This is a genomic window from Bacteroides graminisolvens DSM 19988 = JCM 15093, from assembly GCF_000428125.1.
Taxonomy (GTDB): Bacteria; Bacteroidota; Bacteroidia; order Bacteroidales; family Bacteroidaceae; genus Bacteroides; species Bacteroides graminisolvens.
Window position 1 is genome coordinate 1 of record NZ_ATZI01000018.1, and the last position, 15,948, is coordinate 15,948.

Consider the following 15,948-nt stretch of genomic DNA (forward strand, 5'->3'; position numbering starts at 1 on the left):
GCTGCACTTATAGACAGAATTACGCAAAAAGCTTATCTGGTAAATATGAACGGGGATTCTTACAGACTGAAGCAGACGAAATTATTAAACAAAAAATAAATGATTTATTATGTGTATAGAAGTTTATCTAAACAGAAAACGGGAAAAGGGAAAATATCCTTTGCCACGTTCCAACATTTTAATATTTTTGCAAGTGGCAGTGGTCCATTTTTTAATTATTATATGGTACCTTTTCTGATTATTATTTACATAACAAAGCTACATAATAAGGCTTATTCAAAGATTTCATCAGATCATCAATGAACAAATATGGTGGAAGCATTCCCTGATTGGAGTAACTGGGTGGTATGATTACATAAAAGCCTTTCCTTATTTGAGCAATTTGTCTCTTGGTCTTATATCTGTACAAGCCTTGCAGCAATGTTTTTTCAGACGACTTGAAACGATTACGTAATTCTTTAAACGTAAAGGTATAGCGCCCTTTGGATTGTAGTTCAACAAAGAACTGATCCCATTTGTTGCTTCTATCTGATTTCAAATCTACCATAAATCACATTTGCGAAACACTACATAATTTGTAGTTGTTTGCAAATATATATAATTTATTTAAGATTTAAAGTGGTTAGACATAAAATTAAATAGTCTTACTTTTTTTGATGGTATATTTTATAGAATTAAGCTTGATCACGGACAGGAAATTCATTTGCACAATCAAGTGGTGCATAAATTAAATATTTTGATTAGATTCGCAAGGTGTATAGCTTTGGCAAGTCTTACTCCGGTGAAATCACATTTATCATCCTGTTAGGGGATATAGCAACAGATTACTATGAAAACATTATTCTTAAAACTATTTTCAACCTGTATTTTCCTGACAATCAGTGCAAATGGTGCTGCGAAGAGTTATGTTGCAGACAGCAAAACGCCGAAACCTCGAATTGTTATAATGACAGATATCGGACCCGGTGATGTTGAGCCGGACGACATGGAATCGGCTGTCCGACTGCTAGCTTATGCCGACCGATTTGAAATAGAGGCACTTATTACCACTATCGGCTGGAATTGCGACCCGTACCCTACGGATTGGGCTGAGTATTTGCATCAGGTCATTGATGGATATGGGACGGATGTGAAGAACTTGATGAAGCGTTCTGCACAGACAGCATTTATGTCGGTCGATGCGGAACGGAATAAACCTCAAAAGCTGGGATATTGGCCAAGTGTGGAGTATATACGTCAGCGTACGGTCATGGGCAGTCAGCGGGCCGGTATCGGTGTTATAGGTGAAGGTAACGACACGGACGGAAGCCGGTTGATCATTCAATTGGTTGATGAGGCCGACGAGCGTCCGATTTGGTTTTGTGCCTGGGGAGGTGCCAATACGCTGGCTCAGGCGGTGTGGCGGGTGAAGAAGGAGCGCTCGAAAGAGGAATTAGATCGTTTTCTCCACAAAATCCGATTGTATACCATTACAGATCAGGACATGCAGTACAACATGCGCATGAATCGTGCTTATAGTTCCCATCAATGGCTTAGGCAGGAGTTTGCCAATGATTTGATGTTGATTTGGGATGAGTCGGCTTGGTTGACGCAGTGCGAACTTGGCAGCAAGAATTGGGAATTATATGCCAAGTATGTTCAAGGGCACGGGCAAATGGGCGCTGTTTATCCACGTTACAAATATGGTGTGGAAGGAGATACCCCGAGTTTTCTTCATGTGATGCCTAACGGTTTGAATGATCCGGATGACCCCGAGCAAGTTGGCTGGGGAGGGTATCACCTGTTCGGTATGTCGCCCGATAGCATTACTGACGCGTGGACAAACTGGCAACCGTCACAGAAAAGCATTTCCCGGCGTTATGAAGAACATTTCTATCCGGACGAGTTTAATGATTTTGCAGCGCGTATGCAGTGGGCTGCTGAGGGTAAAGGAAATCGCAATCCCGTAGTTATCGTCAACGGCATAAAAGGTTTGCAACTCGTGGTCATTAAAGCAGTGGCAGGTAAGACCGTCAAATTGAATGCAACCCAAAGTTATGATCCTGATAACGATCAGCTAAAGTTTCATTGGTGGCAACAGCCCGAGGCCGGTACATACAGACAAAAGATAAGTATCCATACGACTGATTCTGATTGCCTTGAAATAGCCATTCCTAAAGATGCACAGGGTAAGAGTCTACACTTTGTTTGTGAGGTTCACGATAGTGGTCCTTTCAATTTGGTTTCTTACCGACGAATTATTATACATGTAAAATAGGATTTTGAATTCCTTTGGAATCTAGATACTAGCGGGATGTTCTCGTAAAGCCAAGTAGGGTATGGGCAAAAAAAAAGGAGTCACGCCTGACTCCAACCTTTGTTAACCTTAAATCTAATACTATGAAAAACACATTGCAAAGGTACGCACTTTTTTGAAATTTGCAAGCGTTGCGTGCGAAAATATGTGTTTTATAACATGATTTAATAATTTGTATTTTAAAAACTAACTTAACTTAAATCGAATTCGTAGCCGTCCGTTTTCAAAATCACTGCTGATAATCTTGAAAGTCCCTATTTCCGAGGTGTTGTTGACATGTGTGCCGATGCAGGCACAAGTATCATAATTGCCTACTTTAACGATACGTAACAAATCACTCGCTTCTTCGGGAAGTTTGCTGAGATCAACATCGTGGGGCACTTCTTCGCGTGAGCAGAATTCAACCGTTACCGGTAAATGTTGCTTGATGACTTCATTTACTTTATCTTCAATATCCTGCATCTGGTCTGCCGTGGGACAGGCAGGAAGCAGGTAATCGCATTTACTCTTTTTTCGTTCAATGTGTGCATTTTTAGAGCGGGGGCAACCAAACATCCTTACCATGGTTTGGTTCAGAATGTGTTCTGCTGTATGCATTGGCGGATGCTCCTGTTTGTTATGCTCGTTTAATATGGGCTTTTCCATTGTTTTTTTTGTTATGGTGTCCTGAACTCCTTGATTTTCGCTTATGGGCAAAAAAAAAGGAGTCACGCCTGACTCCAACCTTTGTTAACCTTAAATCTAATACTATGAAAAACACATTGCAAAGGTACGTACTTTTTTGAAATCTGCAAGTTTCGTGTGCGAAAACATGTGTTTTATAACATGATTTAATATTTTGGAGTTGAAAGGCAAATGTTATAAACGCTTATTAAGAATTTCAACTTGGCTTTTCTTACCGACTCAAGTACTCAAACCAATCAAAGTCGGCATACGCACGCGTGGCCGGTGTTTGAGATGTTGCATATAGTCCCAATATAATTCCGGTGAACCCTCCGGCGGTTTCGGTACTCAGGTAACGGGTGTCCATTTGCCCGATTGACTGAAACGTAGTTCCATTCAATGAATAGGCGAATGAGTAGGTGTCATTTTCACCTTTCACCTGTAGCTGAATGTTTGAAGCCGGTACGATAACCTCCTTGGCAATGTGCGTGAGTAATCCCATTCGGTAGCGCAGCACCACGGCTTGCTTGTCTTGGTCCAATTGCTTGATGTAAAGGTCGTAATGTGCCTGGTTGTTCATCCATACGGTAAGACCTGCCTCGTCGTTGGGGGCGGCTTTCTGAAGTTTAACCGATGTGGTGGCCGTGAAGCGCAGGTGCTCCTGTCGGCGACCGATGAAAGTAGGACTCCCCGAATCATCCAGTTTCACGCCGGTTGCCAGCAAGCGTAGTTTGCCGTCTTTGGTGAATTGGTAGTTTTCCATGTGCGGATTTCGGAGGTGTATCCATTCCGGTGAAGCTTTACCGGCGTTGAATTCATCTCGTGCAGGCTTTTCAGGAAACGGATGCTGAGGCAGGGTAGGCACTCGCATATCCAGACTGATTGTTCCGTTGCCGTTAACCACGGGCCAGGCATTGGTATCCCAGCGCACAGGAGCCAGGTATGTTTCGCGTCCCAACAGATGATGCAGTCCCGATTGCGGACGAAAAGCCAGACAAACCATCCACCACGAACCATCTGCTGCCTCTACCAAATCGGCATGGCCGGTTCCTTGAATGGGATTGAGCTGCGCTTCCATATTGATATGGGTTAATATGGGGTTGGCCGGATTGGAATCATAAGGACCTTCCATGTTTCGACTGCGTGCAATGGTTACTTTATGGCCGTACTCCGTGCCGCCTTCGGAGATAAGCAGGTAATACCACCCGTCTTTTTTATACAGATGAGGCCCCTCGGGATAGCGTCCTCCGGTTCCTCGCCAGATAGCTTTGGAACTGCTAAGCTGCTCACCCGTCATGGGGTTAATTTCGCATAGCATAATGGTGTTGTCGGGGTTGCTGACCAGGTAACACTTCCCGCCTTCAAAGTAGATAGACGGGTCAATGCCGCCTTGTTTAATCCATACCGGGTCCGACCATTCACCGGCAGGATCTTTGGTGTGAACCAGAAAATTGCCTTTGTCGGTCACATTGGTGGTGATCATGTAAAAAGTCCCTTCGTGGTAACGAATGGTAGGTGCGTATATACCGCCTGAAGAACCTGCTTTTTGAAGGTTCAACTGCGACGGACGGGTGAGTACGTTACCCAATTGTTGCCAGTGAATGAGGTCTTTACTGTGAAATAACGGTACCCCCGGAAAATACTCAAAGGTGCTGTTGACCAGATAATAATCGTCACCAACACGGCATACACTGGGGTCGGGATGGAATCCCGGGATAACCGGATTCTGATAACCTTCCTGCGCATGGCAGAAACTTGATAAGTAGAGGAAAGAGAATACGGTAAGTATGATGTTTTTCATCTCGTTATAAAATTAGATAGAAGAATACGTTTTTAATTCAGGCTATAAATTTACGATTTAATTTGTTGAAATGGAAATAATACGATCATAAAATGAACTGTTCACCAACTTTCTTTTATTCTAGGCCAACAAATAAAAATTCTAGGCCTGCGATTTAAATTTGTTGGCCTACATTTTATTTATCATCTATTTTTATCTATCTTTGTTAAGCCATTGTTGCTGAGAATACGTACTGATATAAGATATACCTGCATAAACACGACGAATGCTTCATTTTATATAAGCTCCCAACTCATTGATGGTAAAAGAACCTGCCACCTGTTTTACAGGAGGGGTGTTTTTGGTGTTTTGGATTCAAATTCAAAATACAATATTTATTATTTTATTAATTATTTAAGATTATAATATTTATTTGTGGCCGATGGCATGGCCGCTTTTAAAACAAGGGTGTGTGTAAGTTGCTGTAAATGAAGTGATTGAGTTGTACGCTGCCTGTTCAACTGCTTATACGGCTTTTGGACGTTTTTGCCGACTGAAAATTTATTACTAAATAACTGTATTATGGAAAAATCACCGTTGGATTCGGTCTTTGTAAAGGGATATATTTTAGTTCCCAAAGCGCTCATGGAAAGTCGTCTGGCCGACAGATCCAAGGTTTGTAGCGAGTTTGAAGCTTTTATGCTTGTTTTGTGCCATGTGAATTACCGCGATGCCACGTTTGATGTGTATGGAACGAATGAACTCTGCAAGCGAGGGGAGTCTTTTCGCAGCATGCAGACTTGGGCCGATATGTTTGGCTGGAGTCGTGCCAAGACGCGTCGCTATTTTGAGAAGCTGGAGAAAATAAATGTAATTATGCTGCTTGCACACAAGAGAACAACACATATTCGGGTGATTAATTATGATTTGTGGACAGGGGTGCGCAAGGATGCCTACAAGAAGGATCCTAATTATGAAAAGGAATTTCAGGAGTTTTGGGATTATTATCATGAAACGACACAAATGCGTAAGGTAAACATAGCACGGGCAAAGAAGGAGTGGAGCATGCTCACGGCCGAAGAGCGCAAGCTGGCGTATAAAAACGTAGACAATTATTATTATTACCTAACAAACACACGTTATTGCAAGCAGGCGGCTTCGTACCTCAAAGATAAAAGCTTTTTGGATGAAGATTGATGAGACGGGAACGCAAAAGTTGGGGTATGGGCAAAAAAAAAGGAGTCACGCCTGACTCCAACCTTTGTTAACCTTAAATCTAATACTATGAAAAACACATTGCAAAGGTACGCACTTTTTTGGTATTTGCAAGTGTTGTGTACGAAAACATGTGTTTTATAACATGATTTAATATTTTGAACCTTGAAATGTTTAATTATGTAACAGATTTACACAGTTTCCCACTTCTCTTTCATCAGGTCTTCCAGCTTCAACAACTCGTCGCGGTATTGTGCCGCTTCAATGAACTCGAGCTTTTTAGCGGCTTCCTGCATCAGCTTACGTGTCCGGTCAATGGCTTTCTGCATCTGTTCACGGTTCATGTATTGCACTACGGGATCGGCTGCAATGTTAGGCCTTTCGGGTTCAATGTAAGCTTTGGCTCGCTGCGCATCGTTCTCGGTCAGGTTGTCTTTGAATACAGAAAGATTGCGCGCCTTAATAATTTGTTGCGGTGTAATGCCGTTGGCTTCGTTATAGGCCAGCTGTTTTTCGCGTCGTCTGTTGGTCTCGTCAATGGTCAGTTGCATGCTGTCGGTTATCTTGTCGGCATACATAATGACCTTTCCGTTAACGTTTCGGGCGGCACGGCCTGCCGTTTGCGTGAGTGAACGGTGCGAACGAAGGAAACCTTCTTTGTCGGCATCCAGAATAGCAACCAAGGAAACCTCGGGTAAGTCGAGCCCTTCACGGAGTAGGTTGACTCCAATTAGTACATCGTACACACCTTGGCGAAGATCATCCATGATTTTAACGCGCTGCAACGTGTCAACATCACTGTGGATGTAGTTGCAACTTACCTGATTGTTGAGCAGGAATTCGGTAAGCTCCTCGGCCATTCGTTTGGTGAGGGTAGTTACCAACACACGCTCGTTCTTTTCAATACGTTGCTGTATCTCTTCCATCAAATCATCAATCTGATTCATGCTGGGACGCACATCGATGATCGGATCCAGTAGTCCGGTAGGACGTATAACCTGTTCAACAACGACGCCTTCGGAGCGGATTAGCTCGTAATCGGCCGGTGTGGCACTCACGTAAATAATCTGTTTGGCCAGTTCCTCAAACTCTTCAAATTTCAGCGGACGGTTGTCGAGTGCGGCAGGAAGTCTGAAACCGTATTCAACCAAATTGGTCTTTCGTGCCCGGTCGCCTCCGTACATGGCTCTGATTTGCGGCACGCTCACGTGGCTTTCATCAATGACCATCAGGAAATCATCGGGGAAAAAGTCGAGCAGACAGTAGGGGCGTGTGCCGGCCTCGCGACCATCAAAATAGCGTGAATAGTTCTCAATGCCCGAGCAGTGTCCCAGCTCCCGAATCATTTCCATGTCATACGTTACACGTTCGTACAGTCTTTTGGCTTCGTAGGATCTGCCCATTGATTCGAAGTAGGCCACCTGACGTGTCAGGTCGTCTTCAATCATGTGGATGGCCCGTTGTGTGGCCTCCTTGGTTGTCATGAATAGGTTGGCCGGATATATCTTATACGATTCGAACACTCCTACGGTTATGCCCGAAAGTGGGTCGACTTCCTCAATGGCGTCTACCTCATCGCCCCAGAAAATAATGCGTAGTATGTGATCGGAATAGGCCAGTGCAATGTCAACGGTATCTCCTTTTACGCGGAAGTTACCCCGGTTCAGGTCAATGTCGTTGCGCACATACAGGCTGTCGACCAGTCGGCGCAGAAATACATTACGGTTAACGGCTTTTCCTTTTTCAACATCAATCACGTTGCTATAGAAATCGGCCGGGTTACCCATACCGTAGATGCACGATACGGACGACACAACCAGCACGTCCTGACGTCCTGAAAGAAGGGCGGAAGTAGCGGCAAGTCTCAGTTTATCGATCTCGTCATTGATGGCAAGGTCTTTTTCAATATACGTATCACTGCCCGGCAGGTAAGCCTCAGGCTGATAGTAATCGTAGTAAGATACGTAATACTCAACCGCATTGTTGGGAAAGAAGCTTTTAAACTCGCTGTAAAGCTGTGCGGCCAATGTTTTGTTGTGGCTTAAAATCAATGTGGGTTTATTGATGTTTTTCACCACATTGGCAATGGTGAATGTTTTTCCGGAACCGGTAACACCCAGAAGCGTCTGCGCGGGCACTCCCTGAAGTACACCTTCAGTGAGTTGTGCAATCGCTTCCGGCTGGTCACCGGTAGGTTGGTAAGCTGATGTTAGCTCAAAATTCATTATCCGAGAATCAATTTTAATATGAATAACACAGAAAGGATATACATGGTTGCGGATATCTTTTTGTATTCTCCCGTAAACAGTTTAATGATGACATAACTTAACATACCCAGCACGATACCGTCGGCAATGGAGTAGGTCAGTACCATCATCAGCATGGTAACGAAGGCAGGCAGCGCTTCGGATATGTCACTCAGGTCAATGTTCGGTATGTTTCCAATCATCAATACGCCCACAATGAACAAGGCACCTGTAGTTGCCGCACTTGGAATGAGCAGAAACAGTGGCGCAAAGAACAAGGCAATGATGAAAAGAACGGCTACGGTAAGAGAAGTCAGTCCGGTGCGTCCCCCTTCGCTGATGCCCGATGCACTCTCCACATAAGAACCTACGGTTGATGTTCCGCATACGGCTCCGAAAGTCGTACCGATGGCGTCTGCCAAAAGAGCTTCCTTGATGTGAGGAATCTTACCGTCTTTGTCCATCAACCCGGCTTTGGATGTTACCCCGATCAACGTACCGATGGTGTCAAACAAATCCATAAAAATCAGCACAAAAACAATGATCAGCATATCGACAGAGAATATCTGACTGAAATCGAACTGCATGAAGGTAGGCGCCATGGAGTGCGGCATGGATACGGGTGAGAAGTTATCGGGCAACAAGGTTACTCCCATTGGAATACCGATAGCCGTACAAGCCATGATGCTGTAAAATAGAGCACCTTTCACGTTCTTCTTCATCAGGATACCACTTAGAATGATACCGATAATAGCCAGCACGGCGGCAGGTGTAAACTTACCCAGCATCACGAAAGTAGCTTCGTTTGACACAATGATACCGGCATTCTTTAGTCCGATGAAGGAAATGAACATACCGATACCGGCTGATATGGCGTAACGCAAACTCATGGGAATGCTGTTTACGATGGCCTCACGGATATTGAAAGCAGTAATTAAGATAAAGATGACACCTTCTATGAGGACCGCAGCCAATGCTGTTTGCCAGCTAAGGCCCATGCCCTGTACTAAGGTGAAAGCGAAAAAGGCGTTGACTCCCATGGCTGGGGCAAGTGCAACAGGCAATTTGGCCATGATTGCCATGCAGAATGTGGCTACGGCAGATGCCAGAGCGGTGGCGGTGAAGACTGATTCTTTGCTCATTCCTGCCTGCGAAAGAATGTCGGGGTTTACAGCCAAAATGTACGACATCGTTAAAAAGGTAGTAATACCGGCAACAATCTCCGTTCTGATACTTGTCTGGCCATGATAGCCAAATAAATGGGTAAATTTCATTTTGAGTACTTTTTCTTTAAATGTGTTATAAAATGGATAAAAAAAGCCCTTTGGGCAAAAACAAGTGGCAATATTCGGCAAAAATGTCGAGATATACAAATTGTTTTTCCAAATTAATTCTTTACTTTGCAACATTATCAAACTCAAATACTGATACTACTAACATTTATATACCGAAAAGCATGATTTGGAATGAAAGCATCGAATGCATGGACCGCGAGAATCTTCGTAAGCTCCAGAGCATGAGATTAAAAAAAATCGTTGAACACGTTTATCACAACACGCCTTTCTACAGAAAGAAAATGCAGGAAATGGGAATTACGCCGGATGACATCCATGACATAGATGATCTGGTAAAACTTCCTTTTACAACCAAGACTGATTTAAGAGATAATTATCCGTTTGGCTTGTGTGCGGTGCCCATGAGTCAGATTGTGCGTATTCACGGTTCTTCGGGTACTACCGGCAAGCCTACGGTGGTGGGTTACACGCGGAAAGACCTGGCGGCGTGGACGGAGTGTCTTTCACGCAGCTTTTCTGCTTACGGTGCCGGCAATACGGACATATTTCATATCGCTTACGGTTACGGTTTGTTTACCGGGGGACTGGGTGCTCATTACGGAGCCGAGAATATCGGTGCATCGGTTATTCCCATGTCGAGTGGTAATACAGAAAAACAAATTACGCTGATGCATGATTTTGGCTCGACAGTTTTGTGCTGTACGCCTTCTTACGCTCTTTTTATAGCCGATACGATCAAAGATTCGGGCGTACCCCGTGAAGATTTTAAATTGAAGGTCGGCGTTTTCGGTGCGGAACCGTGGACGGAAAGCATGCGTAAAGAGATTGAAGAGAAGTTGTGTATCAAGGCGTATGATATTTACGGGTTGAGTGAAATTGCCGGGCCGGGAGTGGGGTACGAATGCGAATGCCAAAACGGTACGCACCTGAATGAAGATCATTTCTTTCCGGAAATTGTTGACCCCAAAACGTTGCAACCGGTTAACCCGGGTGAAACGGGTGAGCTGGTATTTACTCACCTCACCAAAGAAGGAATGCCTTTGCTGAGGTATCGCACTAAAGATTTGACGGCTCTGCATTATGAAAAATGTGCGTGCGGACGAACACTGGTACGCATGGATCGTATTTTGGGCCGAAGTGATGATATGCTTATTATTCGCGGAGTCAATGTATTCCCCACACAAATTGAGTCGGTTATACTTGAAATGCCCGAATTCGAACCGCACTATTTGCTTATTGTTGACCGTGTGAACAATACGGATACAATGGAACTGAAGGTAGAAGCACGCCCTGATTTCTATTCGGATGAAATCAACAAAATGCTGGCTCTGAAGAAGAAACTGACAGCCCGTTTGCAAAGTGTTTTGGGATTGGGAGTCAACGTGAAGATTGTGGAACCCAGAAGCATTGAACGCAGTGTAGGAAAAGCGAAACGTGTTATTGATAATAGAAAACTCTGATAAAACGAAAATAATATGGTAGCAAAACAACTCTCTATTTTTTTAGAGAATAAAGAAGGTAGACTTACCGAGGTTACACGTATACTGGCCGATGAAGGAATTAATCTGTCGGCACTGTGTATTGCTGAGAATGCGGATTTCGGAATCTTAAGAGGAATTGTTTCTGATCCCGATAAAGCTTATAATGCTTTGAAAGCACATCATTTTGCCGTAAGCATTACGGATGTAGTAGGTATCAACTGTCCCAATGTGCCGGGCGCACTGGCTAAAGTGCTTGAATATCTGTCTGAATCAGGGGTGTTTATCGAATATATGTACTCGTTTGCCAACAATGGTTCGGCCAATGTGATTATCCGTCCCAACGATATGCCGGGGTGTATAAGGGTTTTGACGGAGAAGAAAGTCGACCTCCTTGCAGCCAGTGATTTGTATCGACTGTAGTCTGTCGTTTTTTAGTATTAAAAAACATTGATTAATTGATTTATTCGAACCGAATGAGTACCTTTGCACAATTATTTTGTAATTAGAATGAGAAAAAGTGTCGTTACATACATGTTGGCAGCTATGTTGCTCTCTTCATGCGGAGAGTATAACAAGTTGCTGAAGAGCACAGACTACGAGTACAAATACGAAGCAGCCAAGAACTACTTTGCGAAAGGAAAATACAGTAAATCGGCCACGTTGCTGAATGAGTTGATAACCATTCTTAAAGGAACCGATAAGGCGGAAGAGTCTTTGTACATGCTTGGTATGAGTTATTATAATCAAAAAGATTATCAGACTGCTGCTCAGACTTTCATTACGTATTACAACTCTTATCCGCGAGGCACGTTTGCTGAATTGGCACGTTTCCATGCCGGAAAAGGTTTGTGTCTGGATACCCCTGAAGCCCGTCTTGATCAGTCGGGAACTTACAAGGCTATTCAGGAGTTGCAGATGTTTTTGGAGTATTTCCCCAATAGCACCAAGAAGTCGGAAGCACAGAATATGATATTTGAATTGCAGGATAAACTGGTTCAGAAGGAACTTCTTTCTGCCAGGTTGTATTACAATTTGGGTAACTATATGGGTAATAACTTTCTTTCTTGTGTGGTGACTGCACAGAATGCACTCAAGGATTATCCGTACACGCACTACCGCGAAGACCTTTCCATTTTGATTTTGAAGTCAAAATACGAAATGGCTATTTATAGTGTGGAGGAAAAGAAAGGAGAACGTTACAGAGAAACAATTGATGAATATTATGCCTTTGTAAATGAGTTCCCCGAAAGCAAATACCTCAAAGAGGCAGAGAAAATATTCAAGGAATCAAAAGAGATAATTAAAGATTAAATTTAGATAGATTTATGGACTACAAAAAATCAAATGCTCCTTCGTCAACAGTAACCCGTGATATGATGGATTTATGTTCTGATACGGGTAACGTATATGAAACAGTTTCTATCATCGGTAAGCGCGCTAATCAGATCAGTGTTGAGATCAAAAGTGACTTGTCTAAGAAGTTGCAGGAGTTTGCTTCTTACAATGATAACCTCGAAGAGGTGTTCGAAAACAGAGAGCAAATTGAAATTTCACGTTATTACGAGAAATTGCCCAAACCCACGCTGATTGCTGCGCAGGAATATTTGGAAGGCAAGATTTATTATAGAAATCCTTCTAAAGAAAAAGAAAAGTTGCAGTAATACATTGCATGCTAAAATACTATAAGCCAGGTGGTTGAAGTGGGAGAGAAGTCTGTACATTTTACTGCTTGGCTTTTATTATTCTCGTTATAACCCGTACTTATTATTTTAATACCTTACCGATTATGATTCAACGAATTCAAACCGTTTATCTACTTTTGGTTACCGGCTTGCTGATTGCTGCCATGTGTATGCCATTGGGCTATTTTACAGGGGCAGATGCCGTGCAATATACATTGATGCCTGCCGGTGTGAGTGCCAACAACATGTTTCAGTCAACCTGGGGTATCTTGTGTATCCTTATATTAAGCTCGATCATTTCTTTTTTGACCATATTCTTATATAAGAACAGAATGCTTCAAATACGTATGACTGTTTTTTGCAGTGTCTTATTGGTGGGTTTTTACCTGGCTTTCTTGGCTTTTATGTTTATGTTAAAGAGTGATCTGGAAGCTACGTTCCGCATATCTTGGGCTTTGAGTTTTCCTTTGATAGCGATTATACTTAACTACTTAGCTCTACGTGCTATTGGGCGTGATGAGGTGATGGTGAAAGCTGCTGATCGTTTAAGGTAAGAACCTGATATACATAAAGAAACAAAAAATGCGGAAACTTAATTTCCGCATTTTTTGTTGGGTGACCTCCCGGTTTATTTGCTAAGGTCAAATAAGTATGTGATTCGGGCCGACAGGATGCTGTGCGCCGCCCTTGAAAAATCATCCTTTTTAGTTGTTTTATAAAAGTCAGACAGTGCGTAGTAGTACCGGCCTTCCACCAGAAAGTTACCGACACCTGTTCTTATTTCAACGCCTGCACCACCTACTATTCCGTAATCAAACTTGTTATCGGCCATCTTACCGTATTGGTAACTGGTGCGACTGATGGGACTGAAGTCGGCACTTTTCTTTTCTTTTTCATTAAGCAGGAAACCAATTTGTGGTCCGGCATTGATGAAAAACTGTCCGCCCCTCTCTTTTCCAAATGCTAAGTGCGCCAGAAAAGGTATTTCCAAATAGTTCATTTCACGGCTGTAGGTATCCGTGTTCTCTTCAATCAGCTCGGTCCAGCCTCTTTGCGAATAGTTCAGTTCCATTTGCAGTCCGCAAATCATGGCGAAATATTTCTCGGAAATATATCTCACAGTTAATCCTCCGGTCATGCCATTGGTCGTTTTCTGCTTTATTTTGGGAGTAAAAGATACATTGCTGAAGTTCATTCCACCATTGACCCCTACTGCTATGTTATTGCGCAATTCGCCTATCTGCGCCAAAGCGGGTAGGCTGACGGCTGCAAAGGTGAGTACGATTCCTGTCTTTAGAAACTTTTTAATCATGAATCTTATGCTTTATTTTATTCGAAATCGAGTTTTATTAATTCAAAATCTTTGGTGAAACGAACGAAGAATACTTTCTTGTTCACAAAGCCTCCCCATGTATTTACCCTTTCAAAGCTGAATCCGGTTTGAATGGGAGTAAGCTTCATTTTAGACAAATTACGTTCCAGTCCGGTGCCATATTCGCTTAACCCTTTCAGGAAGAAGAAACCTGTATCAAATCCCAGCATGCCGTATTTGGGGAATGTGTTGGCCATATCTTTCGAATACCATCTGCGGTAGCCGTTATTGAATTTGATGGCGGCCGGCAAAAGGTTGTTTGTGTAAAAGGAAGAGTAGAAATACGTATCAAGCTCAAAGAAACTATCCAGATGGTCTTTGGTGTAAGTCTGCCATTCCGGGTAACCGAAGAGGTTGATCACCATTTCGGGGCTGTTTCGCACCAGTAATTTCAATTGAGGAAGTAATTTAATTAATGTAAGATTACTGCCCGAAGTGGGTACGAAGATATTTGTTTTTCCCAAACGAAGAGCCGCTTTTAACTCCTCTTGTGAAGCACTGGCTTTCAATACATGCAGGGTAGTTCCCTTTCTTTTCAGTTCTTGTTTGAACCCTTTGATGAATTCTGCTTTTTCGCCGTTTCCGTTGCTTGCATCGAGTATAATCACGTTGGCGTTGGGAAACTGACGGTTAAAGTGTTCATATACTTCCGAATACAAATAAGATTGCGGGGTGTTTATTTGATACACCCAAGGATTCTGGAACACCTCGTTGTCTTTCGATGTGAATGGAATAACCAAACGGATTTGGTTCTTTTTGGCAAAGGCAGCCAGCGGATCAATGTGCTCGGCATGCAACGGACCGAAAATGACATCCATCTTTTTCAATTCGCTTTTATCTAGTATAGACTGGATAGAGCTGGTTTCATCACCCGAATCATAGGTGTAAAGGTCAACGGACACGCCTGTTCTTTTTAAACTGTCAACAGCCATAAGAAAACCTTCGTAGTACTCAACCATTCTGGCCGATTCGTTTCTTTTGTTCCCGTTGAGCATGAAAGGAAGTATGACCGCAGCTTTGATGGTTGATAACCGTTTGTATGTTTTGGCACTGTTGGCATTGAACAAATCACTGTCGTTCGGTATGGTTGAAGTTCCTCTCTGATCTTCGTTGTTGGAAGCAGCGAAGGGAATGCACAATTCGTCTCCTTTGTTCAAACCTCTGTTCTTTAATTCCGGATTGGCTGCAATTAACTCTTGCGAGCTGATTCCATACCGCTGACCAATGCTGTAAAGGGTTTCCCTCTTTTTAACCTTGTGAGTTTCCCGGCATCGGGATTGAGGAGTGGCGGCTACATTGTTTTGTACGGGCTCTTTTACGAAGGTGGTTTCAGTGTTTTTGTTCAGGGGGATGCGAATAACGGTTCCTATGCGAAAGTTTTGTGCACTTAATCCCGGGTTGGCATCGCAGATGGCATCTGCCGACATCTGATACATCACGGTAAGGCGGTAAAGAGTTTCTCCACTTTTAATCGTGTGGAAAATATCTTCTTTCTGATTAGAGGCTTTTTGAGGTATTTTTAAAGTCTGGCCAACGTAGATCTTTTCATCACAGCCCGGGTTTAGTGTAATAATGTCTGCCTTGTTTACTCCATACATGCTGGCAATAGAATAAAGGCTTTGCCCTTTTTCAATGGTATGTAAAAACCAGGAATTTCTTTCTTGTGCTGAAATATGCAGTACACAGGCGTTTAAAACGAATAGCAGAATACTAATCTTTTTTATAAGTCTCATCAGCGGTTATTTTACGTTATAAATAAAATGAAGCGCCATTTGCCAATGGCTATCTAAATGCAAAGGTACTAAAAATGTCATGTATTTGCACAACATAATGAGTTAAGAAAATAATAAAGCATTTTTTAAAACTATTTTTCATCAGGAAGCATTATTTTTGCAGGTATTATATTTTAAGTAGAAAG

Annotated in this window: 14 protein-coding genes; 7 read left to right on the forward strand and 7 right to left on the reverse strand. The window is 42.9% G+C overall.

Going from position 1 to position 15,948, the window contains the following annotated elements; translation table 11 throughout:
• Positions 1-241 precede the first annotated feature (241 nt).
• Positions 242-547, reverse strand: a complete 306-nt coding sequence (locus C511_RS16695; protein WP_051260509.1) for a type IV toxin-antitoxin system AbiEi family antitoxin domain-containing protein — start codon at positions 545-547, stop codon at positions 242-244.
• Positions 548-829: 282 nt separating this feature from the next.
• Here C511_RS16695 and C511_RS0110825 point away from each other — a divergent pair, with 282 nt between their 5' ends.
• Positions 830-2,257: a DUF1593 domain-containing protein gene (locus C511_RS0110825; protein WP_024997753.1), complete on the forward strand. Its 1,428-nt coding sequence runs from the start codon at positions 830-832 to the stop codon at positions 2,255-2,257.
• A 225-nt stretch (positions 2,258-2,482) separates the two neighbouring features.
• On the opposite strand, the gene C511_RS0110830 is transcribed toward C511_RS0110825, so the two are convergent.
• Both C511_RS0110830 and C511_RS0110835 read right to left on the reverse strand, forming a co-directional pair.
• Entirely contained in the window at positions 2,483-2,941 is a 459-nt protein-coding gene (locus tag C511_RS0110830; RefSeq protein ID WP_024997754.1) for an alanyl-tRNA editing protein, read from the reverse strand.
• Positions 2,942-3,191: 250 nt separating this feature from the next.
• A complete protein-coding gene (locus C511_RS0110835; RefSeq protein ID WP_024997755.1) occupies positions 3,192-4,760 on the reverse strand; it encodes a glycoside hydrolase family 43 protein in 1,569 nt (522 codons plus the stop codon).
• Positions 4,761-5,321: 561 nt separating this feature from the next.
• Between C511_RS0110835 and C511_RS0110840 the strand changes: the two genes are divergently transcribed.
• Positions 5,322-5,936 carry a hypothetical protein gene (locus C511_RS0110840; protein ID WP_024997749.1) on the forward strand — a complete coding sequence of 205 codons (615 nt, stop codon included), beginning with the start codon at positions 5,322-5,324 and terminating at the stop codon, positions 5,934-5,936.
• 209 nt (positions 5,937-6,145) lie between these two features.
• Here the strand turns inward: C511_RS0110840 and uvrB are convergent, their stop codons facing one another.
• Both uvrB and C511_RS0110850 read right to left on the reverse strand, forming a co-directional pair.
• Positions 6,146-8,179: an excinuclease ABC subunit UvrB gene (uvrB, locus tag C511_RS0110845; RefSeq protein ID WP_027318135.1), complete on the reverse strand. Its 2,034-nt coding sequence runs from the start codon at positions 8,177-8,179 to the stop codon at positions 6,146-6,148.
• Positions 8,179-9,474: an NCS2 family permease gene (locus tag C511_RS0110850; protein WP_024997750.1), complete on the reverse strand. Its 1,296-nt coding sequence runs from the start codon at positions 9,472-9,474 to the stop codon at positions 8,179-8,181. The genes uvrB and C511_RS0110850 overlap by 1 nt, the downstream gene beginning before the upstream one ends.
• Before the next feature lie 182 nt (positions 9,475-9,656).
• On the opposite strand from C511_RS0110850, the gene C511_RS0110855 reads away from it, so the two are divergent.
• The 5 genes from C511_RS0110855 to C511_RS0110875 all read left to right on the forward strand — a co-directional run bounded on the left by C511_RS0110855 (position 9,657) and on the right by C511_RS0110875 (position 13,212).
• Positions 9,657-10,955: a phenylacetate--CoA ligase family protein gene (locus C511_RS0110855; protein WP_024997751.1), complete on the forward strand. Its 1,299-nt coding sequence runs from the start codon at positions 9,657-9,659 to the stop codon at positions 10,953-10,955.
• Between the two features lie 15 nt (positions 10,956-10,970).
• Positions 10,971-11,396, forward strand: coding sequence for an amino acid-binding protein (locus C511_RS0110860; protein WP_027318136.1), 426 nt, complete (start codon positions 10,971-10,973; stop codon positions 11,394-11,396).
• An 87-nt stretch (positions 11,397-11,483) separates the two neighbouring features.
• On the forward strand, positions 11,484-12,287 hold the full coding sequence (locus tag C511_RS0110865; RefSeq protein WP_024997414.1) for an outer membrane protein assembly factor BamD: 804 nt from the start codon (positions 11,484-11,486) through the stop codon (positions 12,285-12,287).
• Positions 12,288-12,301: 14 nt separating this feature from the next.
• On the forward strand, positions 12,302-12,637 hold the full coding sequence (locus tag C511_RS0110870) for a DNA-directed RNA polymerase subunit omega (RefSeq protein ID WP_024997415.1): 336 nt from the start codon (positions 12,302-12,304) through the stop codon (positions 12,635-12,637).
• Positions 12,638-12,762: 125 nt separating this feature from the next.
• Positions 12,763-13,212 carry a DUF4293 domain-containing protein gene (locus tag C511_RS0110875; protein ID WP_024997416.1) on the forward strand — a complete coding sequence of 150 codons (450 nt, stop codon included), beginning with the start codon at positions 12,763-12,765 and terminating at the stop codon, positions 13,210-13,212.
• A gap of 74 nt (positions 13,213-13,286) precedes the next feature.
• Here the strand turns inward: C511_RS0110875 and C511_RS0110880 are convergent, their stop codons facing one another.
• Complete coding sequence (locus C511_RS0110880; protein ID WP_027318137.1) at positions 13,287-13,970, reverse strand: porin family protein; 684 nt, start codon at positions 13,968-13,970, stop codon at positions 13,287-13,289.
• A 17-nt stretch (positions 13,971-13,987) separates the two neighbouring features.
• Positions 13,988-15,763: a LysM peptidoglycan-binding domain-containing protein gene (locus C511_RS0110885; RefSeq protein ID WP_024997418.1), complete on the reverse strand. Its 1,776-nt coding sequence runs from the start codon at positions 15,761-15,763 to the stop codon at positions 13,988-13,990.
• Positions 15,764-15,948 lie beyond the last annotated feature (185 nt).

Bases quoted from the DNA above. Each gene is read 5' to 3' on its own strand.
- C511_RS16695 (WP_051260509.1), bottom strand. From the start codon at position 547: ATGGTAGATTTGAAATCAGATAGAAGCAACAAATGGGATCAGTTCTTT.
- C511_RS0110825 (WP_024997753.1), top strand. From the start codon at position 830: ATGAAAACATTATTCTTAAAACTATTTTCAACCTGTATTTTCCTGACA.
- C511_RS0110830 (WP_024997754.1), bottom strand. From the start codon at position 2,941: ATGGAAAAGCCCATATTAAACGAGCATAACAAACAGGAGCATCCGCCA.
- C511_RS0110835 (WP_024997755.1), bottom strand. From the start codon at position 4,760: ATGAAAAACATCATACTTACCGTATTCTCTTTCCTCTACTTATCAAGT.
- C511_RS0110840 (WP_024997749.1), top strand. From the start codon at position 5,322: ATGGAAAAATCACCGTTGGATTCGGTCTTTGTAAAGGGATATATTTTA.
- uvrB (WP_027318135.1), bottom strand. From the start codon at position 8,179: ATGAATTTTGAGCTAACATCAGCTTACCAACCTACCGGTGACCAGCCG.
- C511_RS0110850 (WP_024997750.1), bottom strand. From the start codon at position 9,474: ATGAAATTTACCCATTTATTTGGCTATCATGGCCAGACAAGTATCAGA.
- C511_RS0110855 (WP_024997751.1), top strand. From the start codon at position 9,657: ATGATTTGGAATGAAAGCATCGAATGCATGGACCGCGAGAATCTTCGT.
- C511_RS0110860 (WP_027318136.1), top strand. From the start codon at position 10,971: ATGGTAGCAAAACAACTCTCTATTTTTTTAGAGAATAAAGAAGGTAGA.
- C511_RS0110865 (WP_024997414.1), top strand. From the start codon at position 11,484: ATGAGAAAAAGTGTCGTTACATACATGTTGGCAGCTATGTTGCTCTCT.
- C511_RS0110870 (WP_024997415.1), top strand. From the start codon at position 12,302: ATGGACTACAAAAAATCAAATGCTCCTTCGTCAACAGTAACCCGTGAT.
- C511_RS0110875 (WP_024997416.1), top strand. From the start codon at position 12,763: ATGATTCAACGAATTCAAACCGTTTATCTACTTTTGGTTACCGGCTTG.
- C511_RS0110880 (WP_027318137.1), bottom strand. From the start codon at position 13,970: ATGATTAAAAAGTTTCTAAAGACAGGAATCGTACTCACCTTTGCAGCC.
- C511_RS0110885 (WP_024997418.1), bottom strand. From the start codon at position 15,763: ATGAGACTTATAAAAAAGATTAGTATTCTGCTATTCGTTTTAAACGCC.